Genomic DNA, 16,999 nt, shown 5'->3' on the forward strand with positions numbered 1-16,999 from the left:
CACGGTTCGCACGGTTCGTTCGGGTCTTCTTCTACTTCTGGATCTGGACAAGCTGTGACCGGTTTGATACTGTTACCGGTAACAGTCAAATTCAATTTAGCATGGGGAGACGTCATGCGCAATCAGGGCTTACCGGTCGCGAGGCGGTACACCGCCAGAGACGACATGCGTGCTGCAATCGCAACGCGCGTGCGCGACAATCCCCGTGCGTTCTTCAGTGGTCTGCCGCTGCCGGCAGAATCCAGACAACACCCATCCCGCAGGCCTCGATAACCTGCCACGACGCCCCTCGCCTCCTCGTCCCCGACAAAAAGCTGACCACCATGACGACACCCACAGACCGCGATTCCTCCAACGCTCACGACAGCACGCCCCGGCTACGCAGCCGCCGCTGGTTCGACGATCCCTCCGACCCCGGCATGACCGCGCTCTATCTCGAGCGCTACATGAACTACGGCATCACCCGCGAAGAGTTGCAGTCGGGCAAACCGATCATCGGTATTGCGCAGACCGGCTCCGATCTCGCGCCGTGCAACCGTCATCATCTGGAGCTCGCGCAGCGCGTACGCGACGGAATTCGCGACGCCGGCGGCATTCCGCTCGAATTCCCCGTGCATCCGATCCAGGAAACCGGCAAGCGCCCGACCGCGGCACTCGACCGCAATCTCGCGTACCTGGGGCTGGTCGAAATCCTGCATGGCTATCCGATCGACGGTGTGGTTCTGACCACCGGTTGCGACAAGACCACACCCGCGTGCCTGATGGCCGCCGCGACCGTTAACATTCCGGCCATCGTGCTGTCGGGCGGCCCGATGCTCGACGGCTGGTACCACGGCAAGCTCGCCGGTTCCGGCACGGTGATCTGGGACGCGCGCAAGCGGCTCGCGGCCGGCGAGATCGATTACCCGGCGTTCATGGATATGGTCGCGTCGTCGGCACCGTCGGTGGGACACTGCAACACAATGGGCACCGCACTGTCGATGAACTCGCTCGCCGAAGCGCTCGGCATGTCGCTGCCGGGCTGCGCAGCGATTCCCGGGCCGCATCGCGAGCGCGGCTGGATGGCGCATCGCACCGGCGTGCGCATCGTCGAAATGGTCAGCGAAAATTTGCGGCCATCCGACATCATGACCAAGGCTGCCTTCGAAAACGCCGTAGTTGCCGCGGCAGCGCTCGGCGCATCGTCGAACTGTCCGATTCACATGGTCGCGATTGCGCGGCACATGGGCGTCGACCACACGCTCGACGACTGGCAGCGCCTCGGCCCCGATGTGCCGCTGCTGGTGGACTGCCAGCCGGCCGGCAGGTTTCTCGGCGAAGCATTTCATCGTGCGGGCGGCGTACCGGCCGTGATGAAGGAACTGCTCGGCGCAGGACGTTTGCATGGCGCCGCGCGCACCGTCACCGGCCGCACGCTTGCAGAAGATCTGGCCACGGTCGAAACGCCCGACCGCGAAGTGATCCGCGCCTACGATCAACCGTTGAAAGCCGCCGCGGGCTACGTGGTGATGTCGGGCAACCTGTTCGACAGCGCGGTGATGAAGACGAGCGTGATCGACGCAGCGTTTCGCAAACGCTTCCTGTCGGATCCCGACAAGCGGGATGTGTTCGACGGCAAGGCGATCGTGTTCGAAGGACCGGAGGATTATCACGCGCGGATCGAAGACCCCTCGCTCGGCATCGACGAACGCTCGATACTCGTGATCCGTAACTGCGGACCGGTCGGCTATCCCGGCGGCGCGGAAGTCGTGAACATGCAACCGCCGGCCGCGCTGCTCAAACGCGGTATCGATACGCTGCCGACCATTGGCGACGGCCGCCAGAGCGGCACGTCAGCAAGCCCGTCGATCCTCAACGTCTCGCCCGAAGCGGCGGTTGGCGGCGGGCTTGCGCTGCTGCAAACCGGCGACATCATCCGCATCGATCTGAAGCATTGCAAGGTCGATCTGCTGATCCCCGACGACGAACTCGCGAAGCGGCGCGCCGCATGGAAGCCACCGGTGTTGCAGCACAAGACGCCGTGGGAAGAAATCTATCGCAGCATGGTCGGACAGCAGGCGAGCGGCGCGTGCCTCGAACCGGCCACGCTGTATCTGAACATCATCGAAACGCGCGGCGAGTCGCGACACAATCATTGATGCTTGCGGGACGGGGGTGCGGCAGTGCCGTACTGCGCCACCGTCCCACGCCTGCGCGCCTGCCTGGAGACACACCTCATGCCCACACCTTCCGTTCTCGCCCATCTGCCTGCCGACCTCGACGACGCGTTACTGATCGGACGCGTGTGGCGACCCGCGCCCATCGATGGGCCGTCGGTCATCGTCGTGCGACACGGCGAAGCGTTCGACATTACGCACATCGCACCGACTACCGCGGATCTATTCGAGCGCGCCGATGCAGCAGCACTCGCGCGCCATGCAACGGGCGAATCGCTGGGGCCGGCGGAAGCGCTGCTGAACGCAACGCTCGATGCATCGGCAGCAGGCGCCCCGGAGAACACGCTACGCCTGCTCGCACCGTGCGACGTACAGGCCGTCAAGGCATGCGGCGTGACGTTTGCGGTCAGCCTGCTCGAACGCGTGATCGAAGAACATGCGGGCGGCGATGCGGGCAAGGCCGAAGAAACGCGCGCGATGATCAACGAGTTGATCGGCGCCGATCTGTCGCAGATCGAACCGGGCTCGCCGTCCGCGATGAAGCTCAAGGACGAGTTGCAACGTCGTGGCGCGTGGTCGCAATACATGGAAGTCGGCATCGGTCCCGATGCCGAAGTGTTCTCGAAAGCACAACCGATGTCGTCGGTGGGTTTCGGTGCGAACGTCGGCCTGTATCCGACTTCGCAATGGAACAACCCCGAGCCGGAGATCGTGCTCGCCGTGAATAGCCGCGGCGAGATCGTCGGGGCCGCGCTCGGTAACGACGTGAACCTGCGCGATATCGAAGGTCGCTCGGCGTTGCTGCTCGGCAAGGCGAAGGACAACAACGGCTCGTGTGCGATCGGGCCGTTCGTGCGGCTGTTCGACGGCGCGTTCACGCTCGATTCGGTGCGCACGGCCAGTGTGTCGCTGCGCATCGATGGCATCGACGACGGCTTCGTGCTGGATGGCATCAGTCATATGAGCGAGATCAGTCGCGACCCGGAAGATCTCGTGCGCCAGACCTGCGGCGCGCATCATCAGTATCCGGACGGCTTCATGCTGTTTCTCGGCACGATGTTCTCGCCGATCAAGGATCGCGATACGGCGGGCGGCGGCTTCACGCATCACCTCGGCGACGTGGTGACGATCTCGACACCGGCGCTCGGCGCGCTCGTGAACACGGTGCGTCTGTCGACGCAGATCGAGCCGTGGACGTTCGGCGTGCGGGCGTTGTATCGCAACCTCTCGCGTCGTGGGATTGCGACGGACGTTTGATTGGCATCGTGAAGTAGAATCGGTCATCCCCGGGCGCCCTCATCATGCCACTCGATGACCATCACCTTCAGCATCTTCGAGACGCGGCAAACACGGCCGAAGAGCGCATCTATACCAACTGGCGCGTGGTCTCCGGGCCACCGTTTAGCGGCAAGACCACGCTGGTCGATTCGCTTGGGTCGTGCGGTTATCAAACGGTGGCCGATTGTGGCCGTCGAGCGATCTGCGAGAACCTGCAGGAAGGTCGAACGAAAGTCGACGCGCGTAGCAATTTTGAAGGCCTGCAACGCAGGATCAGCGATTTGACGCTCGATGAAGCGCTGGTACTCGCTCCTTCTGACATCGTTGTCTGGGACTACAGCCTTCCCGACAATCTCGCGTATCTCGCCGTTACGGGACACGGATGGCCCGAGATATTTATCGAGCGTGCCGTTCGATTTCATTTCAAGCAGGTTTTTTTGCTCCAGCCGGTAGGAGACATCGATCACCTTACCGATCCGGTGCGAGTGGAGTCGCTGGCATTCAGCCTCGAACTCTATAAGGTGATGAAGACGGTTTACGAAACCCTCGGGACCGAGGTTGTGGAGGTCGTCGAACTTTCGCCCGAATCCAGATTGAACCGGGCGAAAGCGTATCTGGAGTTTGACTGAACGGCCTGCACTCCACCTGCCTGGCAAATCCTCACCCACCTGTTCGCTCAAACCGTCACGACGATCTTGCCGAACTGTTCGTTGGATTCCAGAAAACGATGCGCCTCGACAATCTGGTCGAACGGAAAGGTTCTCGCGATAACCGGCCGCAACGAACCGGACTGCAACCCGTCGAGGATGAACGCCTTGGCCCTTTCGAGTCGCTGCGTATCGCTGAGAATCTCGTGCACGAGGTAACCGCGCAGCGTCAGCGTTTGGCTTAACACCGTGAATAACGGGAACGGCGTCGGCTCGGGGCTCAAGCCGCCATATTCGATGAGAATGCCGCCGCGAGACATCGCGCTCGTCAACGCATTGAAGATCGGACCGCCGATCGGGTCGAACACGACCCGCGCGCCTTTCTCGCCAGCGATTTCCCGCAGCCGGCCCGCCAGATCTTCCTGCGCTGACGCAATCACATGCGCCGCGCCGGACTCGAGCAATGCCTGCTTCTTGTCGAAGCTTCGCGTGACCGCGATCGGCGTTGCGCCAACGCTGTTGGCAATCTGGATCGCGGCCAGTCCGACACTGCTGGACGCTGCGGTAATCACGACAAGGTCCTCGCTGCTCAGTCCAGCGATGTCGATCAGCGCACCGTACGCGGTGAGGTAGGCCATCCAGGTGGCCGCCGCTGCTTCCCAGCTCAACGACGGCGGATGTTTGACGACGAGCTCGACGGGAAACGTAACCAGCTCGCCATAGGCGGGCCAGCGAACCATCGACAGCGGCGGCACCACGCTGACCGCGTCACCTGGCGCGAATCCGTCCACACCCTCACCGACCGTTTCAATGAGCCCCGCCGCTTCAAGGCCAAGACCCGAAGGTAACGCCGGCGTTTCGATATAGGACCCCGCGCGCAGCAATGCCTCGGCCCGGTTGAGACCCAGCGCCTTGACGCGGATCTGAATCTCGCCTCGCCCGGGCGGCGCAACGTCGACGTTTTCGATGCGCAGAACCTCGGGACCCCCGTGCTCATAAAAGCGGACGACTCGTGTCATTTCGATCCCACTCCAAAGTAACTGAACCGAATAGACTATGCGCGTGGACTTCGGGCAGATAAATAGCCGGAAAACTAGAACAGTCGAAACTGGGAGTTTTCAAACATGGACCGCCTCACCAGCATGGAAGTGTTCGTCAGAGCCGTCGATCTGGGCTCGTTCGCGGCCGCTGCAGACGCACTCGATCTGTCCGGGCCGATGGTCGGCAAGCATGTCCGGTTTCTGGAAGAACGGCTCGGCGTGCGCCTGATCCACCGGACGACGCGCCGGCAGAGCCTGACGGACTTCGGGCGCGCCTACTACGAGCGCTGCCGCGTGGTACTCGCCGAAGCCGAGGCCGCGGATGCGCTGGCCGCCGATCAATTGTCCGAACCGCGCGGCAAGCTGCGCGTCACGATGCCCGCGCACTTCGGGCGGCATTGCGTGACGCCGGTGCTGCTCGCGCTGGCGCAACAGTACCCGGCGCTGGAACTCGATCTGTCGTTGACCGATCGCTTCGCCGACCTCGCGGAGGACGACTACGATCTGGCCATCCGGACCGGCATTCCCGAGGACAAAGGCGGGGTAATCGCGCGGCGGGTCGCACGCCAGTGCATGGTGGTCTGCGCGGCGCCCTCGTATCTCGAGACACACGGGAGGCCGCAGCAGATCGAGGATATCGGCGGCCATCAGGGGATCATCTACCGCCGCTCCGGCCGGATTCGTCCGTGGCTGTTTCCACGCGGCGATCTGCCTGCCGCCGAAGTCACTCCGGCTAACCGGTTGCGACTCGACGATCTCGATGCCATCGCCGATGCGGCGGTCATGGGAATGGGACTGGCCTGGCTTCCCTACTGGCTGGTTCGCGAGCGCATCGAAACAGGCGCGCTTGAACAGCTATTGCCGGATCAACCCGGCTTTCTCTACGACGCCTACGCGCTGTGGCTACAAACGCCTCAGTTGCCGTTGAAGGTCCGTCTTGCCGTCGACGCCCTCGCGGCCGCCTTGCCGGGCTTCATGACACGAACGGCGGATACCTCGTCGATACGCACCGACCGGAGCTGAGCAGCACGCCGCCATCGGCCAGCCGTACGAGTTTCGAGCCGTAACAACCCGATCCCGTGTATGATAATAATTCTCATTAAGATCTCATTTAGATGTTAGCTGCTCTCGACGCGTGCGCGTCCGCCGGATCATGAAAGACCTGTTTATCGTCGCATCGGCACTCGCCGGTGCGTTGTTGTTTTATCTGAGCGCCCCGGGGCAACGCTGGTTTCGCAAACCGTGGCGTGCCCGCCCAAGCCGGATCGGCGCAGTTGCCTGCACGATCGCTGCGTTCTCGACCGGCGCCGATGCCATGCATCCCGCGACCTCGCTTTCGCTCGTGATCACGACGATCATGGCGACGCTCGTCGCCTGTCCGCTGCTCGGCGCCGTCCTCGAACACCGTCGTTTGCCGAGGCTCGCGCGGTGACGCGCGGTTCGATTGAACGGGACTGGTTGACCAAAACGCTGGCCGGTACCGTAGGGGGCTTCGGACTCGGGATCGCCGCGAGCGCACTGCTCGCCGGTCTCGCCCCCGGCGGTCTGGACATTCCCAACAAGTTTCAGGTTGCGATGTGGCTCGTCCCGCCGGTGTGGATCGGCGTGATCGCGGCCAGCTTCATGTTTCGCAGCGGCAGGCACGCAAGCGCCTGGCTCGGCGGTGCGAACCTTGCCGCGTTCGCGCTCGTCGCGGCCTGCCAGCATTTTCTTTTCTGATCTCTTCAAGCGGACCGACTGGACATGCGCAGCGACGTTCTTCGCGTCTATAAAACCGTGCACACATGGACCGGCATTGTCGCCGGTCTGCTGCTTTTCATCGCGTTCTATGCCGGCGCGGTCACGATGTTCAAGGACTCCCTGACCGAGTGGGTCACGCCGCCTGAAACCGGCACGCACGCCGTATCGATCGAGCGCGCCGACGCACTGATCGAACAGACTCTCGCGGCCTACCCCGCCGCGCGTCGGCAGTTCACGCTTGCGCTCGGTGACGACGACGGCACCGCACGGCTCACGTGGCAGCCGGCGCCGGGGCAACGCTGGAGTACTTCGTTCGACGAGCACGGACAACTCGTCGCGAAGCAAAGCCGGCCCTCGGATGCCGCGCGTTTCATCGACGTGCTGCATATGACCGCCGGTGTGCCAGGCAGCTACGCGGTCGGTATGGGCGTGATGGGCGTCGTATCGATGCTGTACGGTCTCGCGCTGGTATCCGGCGTGATCGTGTTGCTGCCGACGCTGGTCAAGGACCTCTTCGCGCTGCGCATCGGCAAGAACCTGAAGCGCATGTGGCTCGACGCGCACAACACCATCGGGATTCTGAGCCTGCCGTTTCATGTCGTGATGGCGTTGTCGGTGGTGGCGTTCGGCCTCAAGGACAACATCTACGACGTGCAGGATGCGGTCATCTACCGCGGCACGCTGCAACCGATGATGACCGCGCAGAATCCGTTCTTCGCCAAAGCGCCCGCTGCACCGGATGCGTCCGCCACACCGCCGATGGTCCCGGTCCGACAGTTGCTGGCAAGCGTACGCGAGCGAGCGCCGCACTTCGTCCCGACATCGCTTAGTTATCGCCGCGCGGGCGAACCAGGTGCAACGGTTTTCATCGCCGGCGACGATCCGCGTTTTCTGGCCCGCTCGGGCGGCTTTGCGCTGATGGACCCGGCTAGCGGCCGCTTCCTGAATACCGAGTTTCTGCCAGGCGCTGGTAACGGCAATGCGTGGTCCGCGGCGACGAGCGCGTTCTATGCGCTGCACTTCGGCAGCTACGGCGGCAGCCCGGTGCGTTGGGGCTACTTCCTGCTCGGCATCGCCGGTGCGTTCCTGTTTTATTCGGGCAACCTGCTGTGGATCGAGAGTCGCCGCAAAGCCGCGCGACGCGATGGTCTGCCGGTTACGCAACGGCGCGCGACGTTTGCGATGGCGGCGCTAACCGTCGGCGTTTCGCTAGGCTGCATCGCCGGCATTTCGCTCACGCTCGTGGCCGGCAAGCTGCTGAGCGGCCGCGTTGCCGACCTGCACGCGTGGCACATCGGCATCTACTACAGCGTGTTTCTCGCGAGCATCGTGTGGGCATTCGTGCGCGGCGCGGCACGCGGATCGATCGAACTACTAGGTCTCGCGACCTGCGCGACGGCGGCAATTCCGCTCGCGAGCGTACTCGGATGGCTCGCACCCTCGAGCGGTCTGTGGGGTTCGACAACCGCCGACACGATCGGCATCGACATCGGTGCGGCAATCGGCGCGCTGTGCTTTGCATGGATGTGGCGCAAGACGGCGCAGCGTGTTGCGTCGGGCCGCACGGACAGCGTGTGGTCGCGGCGCCGCGTAACGCGCGGAAACGAACCGGTTACACGGACCAACGATACCTGCCCTAGACTTGATCAACCGTCTCACCAGTCTGAGTTCGCCGGGGCAACGAATGCGCCCACGCGAGAGCAGACCGATGAATAACCGCTCATGCTCGTTCAGGCTGGACGGCTGGCTGGCGAAGTTGATCAGGATCGACCGTGTACGACGTATTGACATTGGATGTAGTGGAGAAAGAAGACGAGGCCGCGCTGCGTTTTCGAATCGCGGAGCGGGCTTCTGTGCTGAAGACGGACGACATCGACTCGCTCATTCGTCGCCTGATTATGCTGCGTTCGCAGATGCAACCACCGCCCGAAGTTCAACCGGCGGTCTCGAACGACTATCCGCTTGAAATGGATCCTTGCTGGCACGTCGATTTTTCTCCGACGCTCGGACCGGTGCTCATGCTGCGACATAGCGGTGCTGGCTGGATTGCATACGCGTTGCCTGCGGAGAGTATCGAGCGCCTGACTCGCGCACTTACCGCGCAACCACCGGTCACTGCCAGCACGAGTTTCTTGTGGAACTGAGTTCCTCCTGATCTTCGTCTGGTCCCTCTGCGCACGCAAAAGCCTTTCACGGTCTTAACTTGCATAACACCGTGCCGGTACTTACTTGCACCTGTCGGCTAACGAAATCATCGCCTCTCCCCCGACAGTAAAGCGTTGCGCACTGTCACGTCCCGCATCTGTTTTCCCGTCGATATTTCAAAAGAGGATGGGCCGAAACAATCCGTAAATTCGACGTTGTCGCAGCACCACAGCAGTTGCCATCCGATCGTTTCTAATCGCTCTCCAACGGCAGACAGATATGAGAAGCCGTTGCATCAGGGCGAAGTTGGGCATGTGTCGAATGTCGATGTGCGCTTGCCCACACGCCCCATTTTTTTGGCGTATTGGAGATTCGGATGAAAAAGTCGTTGATCGCACTGGGCGCAACCAGTGCACTCGCGTTCGCAGCCACCGCTCACGCGCAAAGCAGCGTCACACTCTACGGGCTCATCGATGCTGGCCTCACCTACACGAACAATCAGGGCGGCAGCAGCAACTTTCAGGAAACGAGCGGATCGGTAAACGGCAGCCGCTTCGGTCTGCGCGGCACGGAAGATCTGGGCGGCGGACTCAGGGCGATCTTCACCCTTGAAAACGGCTTCAACATCGCGAACGGCAAGCTCGGACAGAACGGTCTGGAGTTTGGTCGGCAGGCTTTTGTAGGTCTATCGAGCCTGCAATATGGTGCTGTCACACTCGGCCGGCAATACGATTCCGTCGTCGATTATCTTGCACCGCTTGCGCTTACTGGAACAGGTTATGGCGGTACGGGAGCGGCCCATCCGTTTGACAACGACAACCTCGACAACTCGTTCCGTATCAACAATTCGATCAAGTACTCAAGCGTCGCCTATGGCGGCCTGAAGTTCGGCGGCCTGTACGGCTTCTCCAACAGCGCAGGTGCCTTCGCCACGAACCGCGCGTACAGCGTGGGCACGTCGTATAGCTACGGGCCGTTCAACGCAGCGGCCGGCTACCTGCAGTTGAACAACAGCGGCACCGATCTGAACTCCGGCGGCGCGGTGACCAACGACGCGACCTTCACCGCCAGCACGCAACGCACGTGGGGCGCCGGTGCGAACTACTCGTTTGCCGGTGCGACGGTCGGCCTCGTCTTCACGCAGACGGTGCTCGGCAATCTGACCGGCATCGGCGCTTCCGCATCGGGTACATCAAGCGGTCTGTCCCTCGGAGCGAATAGCGGGCGCTTCACGAACTACGAGCTGAACGCGCGGTATCAGATCACGCCTGCTGTCTCGATCGCGGGCGCCTATACGTTCACGGACAGCCAGATCGACGGCGTCTCTCCGAAGTGGAACCAGTTCACGTTGCAGACCGACTATGCGTTGTCCAAGCGCACGGACCTCTATCTGCAAGGTGTCTATCAACACGTGAGCGACACCGGTAACAGTGGAATCCACGCGGTCATCAACGGGCTGTCGATGTCGAACTCGAACGAGCAGATCGCGGTGACGGCGGGGCTGCGCGTGCGTTTCTAACTCACTATGTGCTGATCGACCTGGCGATACAGTCCTCATTCGGGACAACCCGGACGGCCCGAATGGGCCGGCAAGGTTCAGAAGTCCGTCGTCATCGACAGCAGGAACGTACGCGGCTCACCCTGCGTCAGATACGTGCCCATCGTCGACGACCAGTACGCCTTGTTCGCGACATTGCGCACGGTGGCACGGAATGTCGTCGGCCGGCCGAATATCGACGTCGCATAGCGCGCACCAAGGTCGAAGCGATCCCACGACGGAATCGACGCCGTATTCGCCGCGTCCAGATACTGCGAGCCGGTGTGAATCCAGCGCGCAGTCAACGTGAGGCCGCTCACCATCGGCACGTCGTACTCGGCACCAAGATTGAACAGGTAGCTCGGCACGCCGATCGGCCGGTTGCCATCGGTCGCGCCGCCGTTGGTGTCGAGCAGCTTCGCGTTGATCAGCGACATGCCGGCCAGCAACCGCACGCCCTTGTACGGCTCGCCGTGCACTTCCGCTTCGAGCCCACGGTGCCGCTGCGTGCCGTTCGTTCCGTAGATTCTCGTCGTGCTGTCGGTGTAAGCGGACGGTTGCTCGATCTGATAAGCCGCAAGCGATGCACCCAGCCTCTGGGTATCGTATTTCACGCCCACCTCGTACTGCTTCGTACGATACGGTGCGAGGAGCTGGCCGAAGTTGACCGCGGTATTCGGCGCCTGGCCGCCTTGAGCAAGCGCTTCGCTACGGTTCGCAAAGAACGCGACATTTTCCCAGGGCTTGACGACGAGCCCGAACAGCGGCGTCGTCAAACTCTGATCGTAATTGGAGTTCTGCACGCCCTTGTAGTTAAAGCCGTTCGAATGGATCGACTGATGGCGCGCACCGATCGTGAACAGCACACGATCGTTCAGGAAGCCAAGCGTGTCCGACACCGCGACGCTGCGCATCAGCGTAAGCGCCGTCGTACCCGGATCGGCCAGATCGCCGCCGGTGAATTTGTCGGCGGGGCGCGGCAGTACGGGGGTGTCGTACAGACTGGTCGGCACCGTACCCGACAACGTATAAGCCGACTGGCCGTCGATACGTACCACCGATCCACTTGCCGTCACCATGTGCGTGACCGGCCCGGTCGTGAAATGGCCGCGCACGCCGGCTTCGCCGGACAACGTGTCTTCCTTGTGCGGCACACCGAGTCGCGAGGTCGTCGTTACGCCCGTTGCGCCGTTGTAGGTCGGCGACGCGTAATCGCCGTGCTCGTTCGTATGACGCGCGCCGCCGGCGACGTACGCGGTCCACGCCGGCAGGAAATCGTACTCGGCACGCACAATGCCAACCGTGTCTTCGAGATTGCTGAACGACCAGGGCTGCGCGTAGTTGTGGGTCGCCGACGGGGGCTCCGGAATCTGGCTGCCGGTCACGTAGACGATGGGACGGCCGTCGTCGATCTTTTGCCGCTGATACACGAAATCGCCGTATAGACGCAGCTTGTCGCCGCGCCAGTCGAGCGAGACAGCCGTCGTGTTGTTGAGACGATGTTCGCCGTCGATGCTGGTTTCGCCGCCGCGATTCATCTGGTTCACGCGAATACCGAACTGTCCTTCGCTGCCGAAGCGGCGACCCACGTCGATCTGTTCGCCGAATTCACCCGAGCCGCTGGTTTCGAGCGTCACGCGGGTGAGCGGTTTGTCGTCGGCGCGCTTGAGCTGCAGGTTCACGCCGCCGCCAATTGCCGTGCCGCCCGGCGACGCGCCGTTCAGAAACGCATTCGCGCCCTTGAACACGTCGACGCGTTCGAGCGCGCTGGTCGACACGAGCTGCCGAGGCGTCACACCGTAGAGGCCGTTCAGCGAGATGTCGTCGCCATTGAGCGGAAAGCCGCGGATCACGAAGACCTGCGAGAAATTGCCGAACCCGGAACTCACACGAACCGCCGGATCGTTATCGAGCACGTCACCGAGCGTCAACGCCTGCTGGTCCGCGATCAGCTTCGCCGTATACGTCGTCATGCTAAACGGCACATCGATCATCTTCTGCTTGCCGAGCACGCCGAAGTCGGCGCCCCGTGCAACCTGGCCGCCGGCGTAAGTCGGCGAGAGATCGCCCGGCAGCACCGGCACCGAGGCCTCAACCTTGACAGCGGGCAACACCGAGCCGGGCGCGGCATCGGCCCCCGCCGACTGCGCAAAGGCAGGCGCGGCAGCGCCAAAAGCCATGGAGATTGCGGTACTGATGGCGAGACGACCGGCAAGAAGCTTCGCCGGCTGGACCGGCGCAAGGGAAAGGCGGAAAGCAGACATGAATGGAAAAAGCGTAGTGGTCCGAGTTTCCGTCCCAGGGCGTGCTCGGAATCTGGGCGGCATGTTTCTGTGATTCGCTCGTCACGTCTGAGCATTACAGAACGCGAACGGAAATCTTGTATAAGACCGACGATTATAACGCAAATGAGAATTATTACTATGTAGAAAAACGAGATACCCTCGTTGGCAACGCGTGCCTTCCCCGTCCTGTATGGCCTGCGGCCAGGCAAGATACAACAAGGCCGCCTCACGGCGGCCTTTCGTTTCCTCCAGCAAGCTTACTTTCGATATCAGGCAGCGACTGCCTCGACGGCAGCGGACAGCAACACCGGGATCGATTTCGACGTCGGCGTACCGGCGCCGTCGGCCACCGATTCCAGCGGCACGAGCGGATTCGTCTCCGGGTAATAGGCGCCGAGGCAGCCGCGCGGGATGTCGTATTCGACGAGCAGGAAACCGTCGACACGCCGCTCCACACCGTCGTCCCACACGCTCGTGATATCGACGCGCTGCCCGGAGACAAAACCGAGCATCGCGAGATCCTCGCGGTTCGCGAACAGCACGCGTCGCTGGCCAAACACGCCGCGATAGCGGTCGTCGAGACCGTAGATCGTCGTGTTGTACTGATCGTGTGAGCGCGTCGTCATCAGGGTCATCAGGCGCTCGCCGTGACGTTCGCGCGCGCGATGAATCGGCGTGTCGGCTGCGATTGCGTGGACGAGAAACTGCGCCTTGCCGCTCGGCGTTTTCCAGATCCGCTCGCGCGACGCCACACCGAGATGAAAGCCGCCCGGATGCTTGAGCCGTTCGTTGTAGTCCTCGAAACCGTCGATCACCTGCGCGATGCCGTCGCGAATCAGCGCGTAATCGTTCGCGTGCGCAAGCCAGTCGACCTTCGCGCTACCGAGCGTCGCTTGCGCCATCCGCGCGACGATTGCAATCTCCGACAGCAGATTCGGCGAAGCCGGCCGGTTCATCCCGTACGAGATGTGCACCATGCTCATCGAATCCTCGACGCTCACACCCTGTGCGATACCGTTCTGCAGATCGATCTCGGTGCGACCGAGTGTCGGCAGGATCAGCGCGTCGCGACCATGTATGAGATGGCTACGATTCAGCTTGGTCGTGATGTGCACGGTCAGGTCGCATGAGCGCATCGCGTCCCACGTGCGCGGTGTATCGGGCGTCGCGATCGAGAAATTGCCGCCGAGCCCGATGAACACTTTCACCTTGCGCTCGAGCATCGCCTGAATCGTGCTGACGACATCGAGGCCGTGTTCGCGCGGCGGCTCGAAACGGTACACGGCGCCGAGCCGGTCGAGAAACGCTTGCGTCGGCTGTTCCTCGATGCCGACGGTGCGATCGCCCTGCACGTTCGAGTGGCCGCGCACCGGGCACAGCCCTGCACCGCGCCGACCGATATTGCCGCGCATCATCATCAGGTTGGACAGCAACTGCACAGTTGGCACCGAGTTCTTGTGTTGCGTGAGGCCCATGCCCCACGTCGAGATCACGGCGCGGCCTTTCGCGTAGATATCGGCGAGCTTCAGCACGTCGTCGAACGGCACACCCGATTCGGCGACGATCGTGTCCCAGCTTTCGGCACGCAGATCGTCGGCAAATGCGTCGAAGCCGACCGTATGCGCCGCGATGAAATCGACGTCCAGCACGCGTTCGAGACCGGACATGAGCGCTTCATCGTCGAGTTCGACGACACGCTTCGCAACGCCCTTGATCAACGCAAAGTCGCCGCCGACCTTCGGCCGGATAAACACCGAACTGATCTTCGTGCTGCCGAGCGTCAGCATTTCCACCGGATGCTGCGGGCTCGCAAAGCGTTCGAGGCCGCGCTCCTTCAATGGATTGATCGACACGATCGTCGCGCCGCGCTTCGCGCACTCGCGCAGTTCGCCGAGCATGCGCGGATGGTTGGTCGCGGGGTTCTGGCCGAACAGCAGCAGCGTGTCCGCGTGTTCGAAGTCGTCGAGCGTCACTGTGCCCTTGCCGACACCGACCGTATGCGGCAGGCCGCGGCTCGTCGCTTCGTGACACATGTTCGAGCAGTCGGGGAAATTGTTGGTGCCGTACATCCGCACGAACAACTGATACAGGAACGCAGCTTCGTTGCTCGCGCGTCCCGACGTATAGAAAGCTGCGCGATCGGGATCGTCGAGGCCGTTCAGATGCTGTGCAATCAGCGCAAACGCATCGTCCCAGTTGATCGGGACGTAGCGATCGCGCGCGGCGTCGTAGACGAGCGGATCGGTAAGCCGGCCGTGCTGTTCGAGTTCGAAGTCGGACTGCGTCATCAGCGCGGTTACCGTGTGCTCCTCGAAGAACGCAGGCGTCACGCGCTTGCCGGTCGCCTCGGCGGCCACCGCCTTGACGCCGTTCTCGCAGAACTCGAAGGTCGACGCATGTTCGCGGTCGGGCCACGCACAGCCCGGACAGTCGAAGCCGTTCGGCTGGTTCTGCGCCAGCAGCGTGCGGTAGTTGCCACCCGCGACCTTTTCCTTGATCAGGTTGATGGCGACGTACTTCAGCGCGCCCCAGCCTGCGGCGGGGTGCGTGTACGGTTCGATGCGGGCTTCGGGTTTCTTCATGATCGGATGGCCGGATACAGGCCAATTAACAAGGCGCACTGCGCCGATGTGTCCAGCGTACTGTGTTCCAAAACTGTCATAGCACACAGAAAACACGAAAGCCGAGGGATACAGTTACGCGAATCTGGCCTACACTCGCGTCGTTGCCCTCACCGCCCGCCACCGTGACGCTCTACGAACAACTCGCCGACGAAATCGAGGCCGCTGTGCGGCGCGGCGTGTTCGCCGCCGGTGAACGGATTCCATCGGTGCGGCAGGCCAGCCAGCAGCACGGCGTGAGCATCAAGACGGTGTTGCACGCGTATGGGTTGCTCGAAAGCCGTGGCGTCGTCGAGACGCGACCGCAGTCGGGCTACTTCGTGCGCGATGCAGCCGTACGAGCCCGCACCGCGCCCGGCCGTGCAACGCAAACACAAGTCGTCGCGGCGGAAGTCGACGTAAGCCGGCTCGTGCTATCCACACTGCGCAGCATCCGCAGCGAAGACGCGATGCCGCTCGGCTCGCCGTATCCGGACCCGTCGCTGTTCCCGTGGCGGCGCATCAACCAGTATGCGAACGCGATCGCGCGGCGCCATGCGAGCTGGAACCTGATCGACGATCTGCCGCCGGGCAACCCCGAGCTGATTCGCCAGATCGCGCGGCGCTACGCCGAAAACGGCATTGCGATCGATCCCGACGAAATCATCATCACCGTAGGCGCCACCGAAGCGATCAACCTGAGCCTGCAGGCCGTCGCCAAACCCGGCGACACCGTCGCCGTCGAATCGCCGACCTACTACGCGATGCTGCACGCGATCGAACGTCTCGGCATGCGCGCAATCGAGGTGCCGACTCATCCCGCGCACGGCATCGATATCGACGTGCTCGCGCAGATCGTCGGTAAGCAGAAAATCGCCGCGTGCATGGTGATGCCCAATTTCCAGAATCCGCTTGGCTTCCGGATGCCCGACGAACGCAAGCAACAACTCGTCGATCTGCTCGCCGCACACGACATTCCGGCCATCGAAAACGACGTCTACCAGGAACTGTATTTCGGCGACACACGCCCCTCGACGCTGAAGAGTTTCGACACGCGCGGTCTCGTACTGCATTGCGCGTCGTTTTCGAAGAGCCTGACGGCGTCGTACCGGATCGGTTGGGCGATGCCGGGCCGCTATCGCGCCCAGGTCGAGAAACTCAAGTTCCTCAATACGCTGACCACGCCGTCGGTACCGCAGATCGCGGTAGCGGATTATCTGCGCCAGGACGGTTACGACCGGCATCTGCGGCAGGTGCGCAAGTTCTATCGCCAGCAGGCGCGGCTCATGATCGCGATGGTGCAGCGGTTTTTCCCCGCCGGCACGCGCACCTCGTCGCCACAAGGCGGCTATGTGCTATGGGTCGAACTGCCGCCGCGCGTCGATTCGATGCGGCTCTATCAGGCAGCGCTCGCGCGCAGCATCACGATCGGTCCCGGCTATATGTTTTCGACGCGCAACGACTTCAGCCACTTCATCCGGCTGAACTACAGCTACCCATGGAACGCGCAGACCGAGCACGCGCTCAAGACGCTCGGCGAACTCGCTGCGAGCATGGTCTGACGAGGAGAC

Annotated in this window: 13 protein-coding genes; 10 read left to right on the plus strand and 3 right to left on the minus strand. The window is 62.6% G+C overall.

Annotation, left to right across the window (positions count from 1 at the left end):
* Positions 1-323: 323 nt before the first annotated feature.
* From FNZ07_RS02885 to FNZ07_RS02895, 3 genes are all read left to right on the plus strand, one after another.
* Complete coding sequence (locus FNZ07_RS02885; protein WP_091008208.1) at positions 324-2,138, plus strand: IlvD/Edd family dehydratase; 1,815 nt, start codon at positions 324-326, stop codon at positions 2,136-2,138.
* A gap of 78 nt (positions 2,139-2,216) precedes the next feature.
* Positions 2,217-3,413, plus strand: a complete 1,197-nt coding sequence (locus tag FNZ07_RS02890; RefSeq protein WP_091008211.1) for a fumarylacetoacetate hydrolase family protein — start codon at positions 2,217-2,219, stop codon at positions 3,411-3,413.
* 44 nt (positions 3,414-3,457) lie between these two features.
* On the plus strand, positions 3,458-4,063 hold the full coding sequence (locus FNZ07_RS02895) for an ATP/GTP-binding protein (RefSeq protein ID WP_091008213.1): 606 nt from the start codon (positions 3,458-3,460) through the stop codon (positions 4,061-4,063).
* Positions 4,064-4,110: 47 nt separating this feature from the next.
* Here FNZ07_RS02895 and FNZ07_RS02900 read toward each other — a convergent pair whose 3' ends face one another.
* The gene (locus tag FNZ07_RS02900) at positions 4,111-5,100 is read right to left on the minus strand and encodes a zinc-dependent alcohol dehydrogenase family protein (protein ID WP_091008216.1); all 990 of its coding nucleotides are present in this window, start codon (positions 5,098-5,100) and stop codon (positions 4,111-4,113) included.
* A 105-nt stretch (positions 5,101-5,205) separates the two neighbouring features.
* On the opposite strand from FNZ07_RS02900, the gene FNZ07_RS02905 reads away from it, so the two are divergent.
* The 6 genes from FNZ07_RS02905 to FNZ07_RS02930 all read left to right on the plus strand — a co-directional run bounded on the left by FNZ07_RS02905 (position 5,206) and on the right by FNZ07_RS02930 (position 10,525).
* Positions 5,206-6,144 (plus strand): LysR family transcriptional regulator, encoded by a 939-nt coding sequence (locus tag FNZ07_RS02905; RefSeq protein WP_091008217.1) that lies wholly within the window; start codon positions 5,206-5,208, stop codon positions 6,142-6,144.
* A gap of 130 nt (positions 6,145-6,274) precedes the next feature.
* Positions 6,275-6,553 carry a hypothetical protein gene (locus FNZ07_RS02910; RefSeq protein ID WP_091008220.1) on the plus strand — a complete coding sequence of 93 codons (279 nt, stop codon included), beginning with the start codon at positions 6,275-6,277 and terminating at the stop codon, positions 6,551-6,553.
* Positions 6,550-6,840, plus strand: coding sequence for a hypothetical protein (locus FNZ07_RS02915; RefSeq protein ID WP_091008223.1), 291 nt, complete (start codon positions 6,550-6,552; stop codon positions 6,838-6,840). Before FNZ07_RS02910 ends, FNZ07_RS02915 begins: the two co-directional genes overlap by 4 nt.
* Before the next feature lie 24 nt (positions 6,841-6,864).
* Positions 6,865-8,577 (plus strand): PepSY-associated TM helix domain-containing protein, encoded by a 1,713-nt coding sequence (locus tag FNZ07_RS02920; RefSeq protein ID WP_091008226.1) that lies wholly within the window; start codon positions 6,865-6,867, stop codon positions 8,575-8,577.
* 56 nt (positions 8,578-8,633) lie between these two features.
* The gene (locus FNZ07_RS02925; protein WP_143098019.1) at positions 8,634-9,005 is read left to right on the plus strand and encodes a hypothetical protein; all 372 of its coding nucleotides are present in this window, start codon (positions 8,634-8,636) and stop codon (positions 9,003-9,005) included.
* A gap of 377 nt (positions 9,006-9,382) precedes the next feature.
* Positions 9,383-10,525 carry a porin gene (locus tag FNZ07_RS02930; RefSeq protein WP_091008232.1) on the plus strand — a complete coding sequence of 381 codons (1,143 nt, stop codon included), beginning with the start codon at positions 9,383-9,385 and terminating at the stop codon, positions 10,523-10,525.
* Between the two features lie 77 nt (positions 10,526-10,602).
* On the opposite strand, the gene FNZ07_RS02935 is transcribed toward FNZ07_RS02930, so the two are convergent.
* Positions 10,603-12,807, minus strand: a complete 2,205-nt coding sequence (locus FNZ07_RS02935; RefSeq protein ID WP_091008235.1) for a TonB-dependent receptor — start codon at positions 12,805-12,807, stop codon at positions 10,603-10,605.
* Between the two features lie 290 nt (positions 12,808-13,097).
* Entirely contained in the window at positions 13,098-15,410 is a 2,313-nt protein-coding gene (locus tag FNZ07_RS02940) for an FdhF/YdeP family oxidoreductase (protein ID WP_091008237.1), read from the minus strand.
* Positions 15,411-15,574: 164 nt separating this feature from the next.
* Here FNZ07_RS02940 and FNZ07_RS02945 point away from each other — a divergent pair, with 164 nt between their 5' ends.
* The gene (locus tag FNZ07_RS02945) at positions 15,575-16,990 is read left to right on the plus strand and encodes an aminotransferase-like domain-containing protein (RefSeq protein WP_091008240.1); all 1,416 of its coding nucleotides are present in this window, start codon (positions 15,575-15,577) and stop codon (positions 16,988-16,990) included.
* Positions 16,991-16,999: the final 9 nt, after the last annotated feature.

This window comes from Paraburkholderia megapolitana, from assembly GCF_007556815.1.
Taxonomy (GTDB): Bacteria; Pseudomonadota; Gammaproteobacteria; order Burkholderiales; family Burkholderiaceae; genus Paraburkholderia; species Paraburkholderia megapolitana.

Excerpts from the sequence above, each read along its gene's own strand:
- FNZ07_RS02885 (WP_091008208.1), top strand. The coding sequence starts at position 324 with ATGACGACACCCACAGACCGCGATTCCTCCAACGCTCACGACAGCACG.
- FNZ07_RS02890 (WP_091008211.1), top strand. The coding sequence starts at position 2,217 with ATGCCCACACCTTCCGTTCTCGCCCATCTGCCTGCCGACCTCGACGAC.
- FNZ07_RS02895 (WP_091008213.1), top strand. The coding sequence starts at position 3,458 with ATGCCACTCGATGACCATCACCTTCAGCATCTTCGAGACGCGGCAAAC.
- FNZ07_RS02900 (WP_091008216.1), bottom strand. The coding sequence starts at position 5,100 with ATGACACGAGTCGTCCGCTTTTATGAGCACGGGGGTCCCGAGGTTCTG.
- FNZ07_RS02905 (WP_091008217.1), top strand. The coding sequence starts at position 5,206 with ATGGACCGCCTCACCAGCATGGAAGTGTTCGTCAGAGCCGTCGATCTG.
- FNZ07_RS02910 (WP_091008220.1), top strand. The coding sequence starts at position 6,275 with ATGAAAGACCTGTTTATCGTCGCATCGGCACTCGCCGGTGCGTTGTTG.
- FNZ07_RS02920 (WP_091008226.1), top strand. The coding sequence starts at position 6,865 with ATGCGCAGCGACGTTCTTCGCGTCTATAAAACCGTGCACACATGGACC.
- FNZ07_RS02930 (WP_091008232.1), top strand. The coding sequence starts at position 9,383 with ATGAAAAAGTCGTTGATCGCACTGGGCGCAACCAGTGCACTCGCGTTC.
- FNZ07_RS02935 (WP_091008235.1), bottom strand. The coding sequence starts at position 12,807 with ATGTCTGCTTTCCGCCTTTCCCTTGCGCCGGTCCAGCCGGCGAAGCTT.
- FNZ07_RS02940 (WP_091008237.1), bottom strand. The coding sequence starts at position 15,410 with ATGAAGAAACCCGAAGCCCGCATCGAACCGTACACGCACCCCGCCGCA.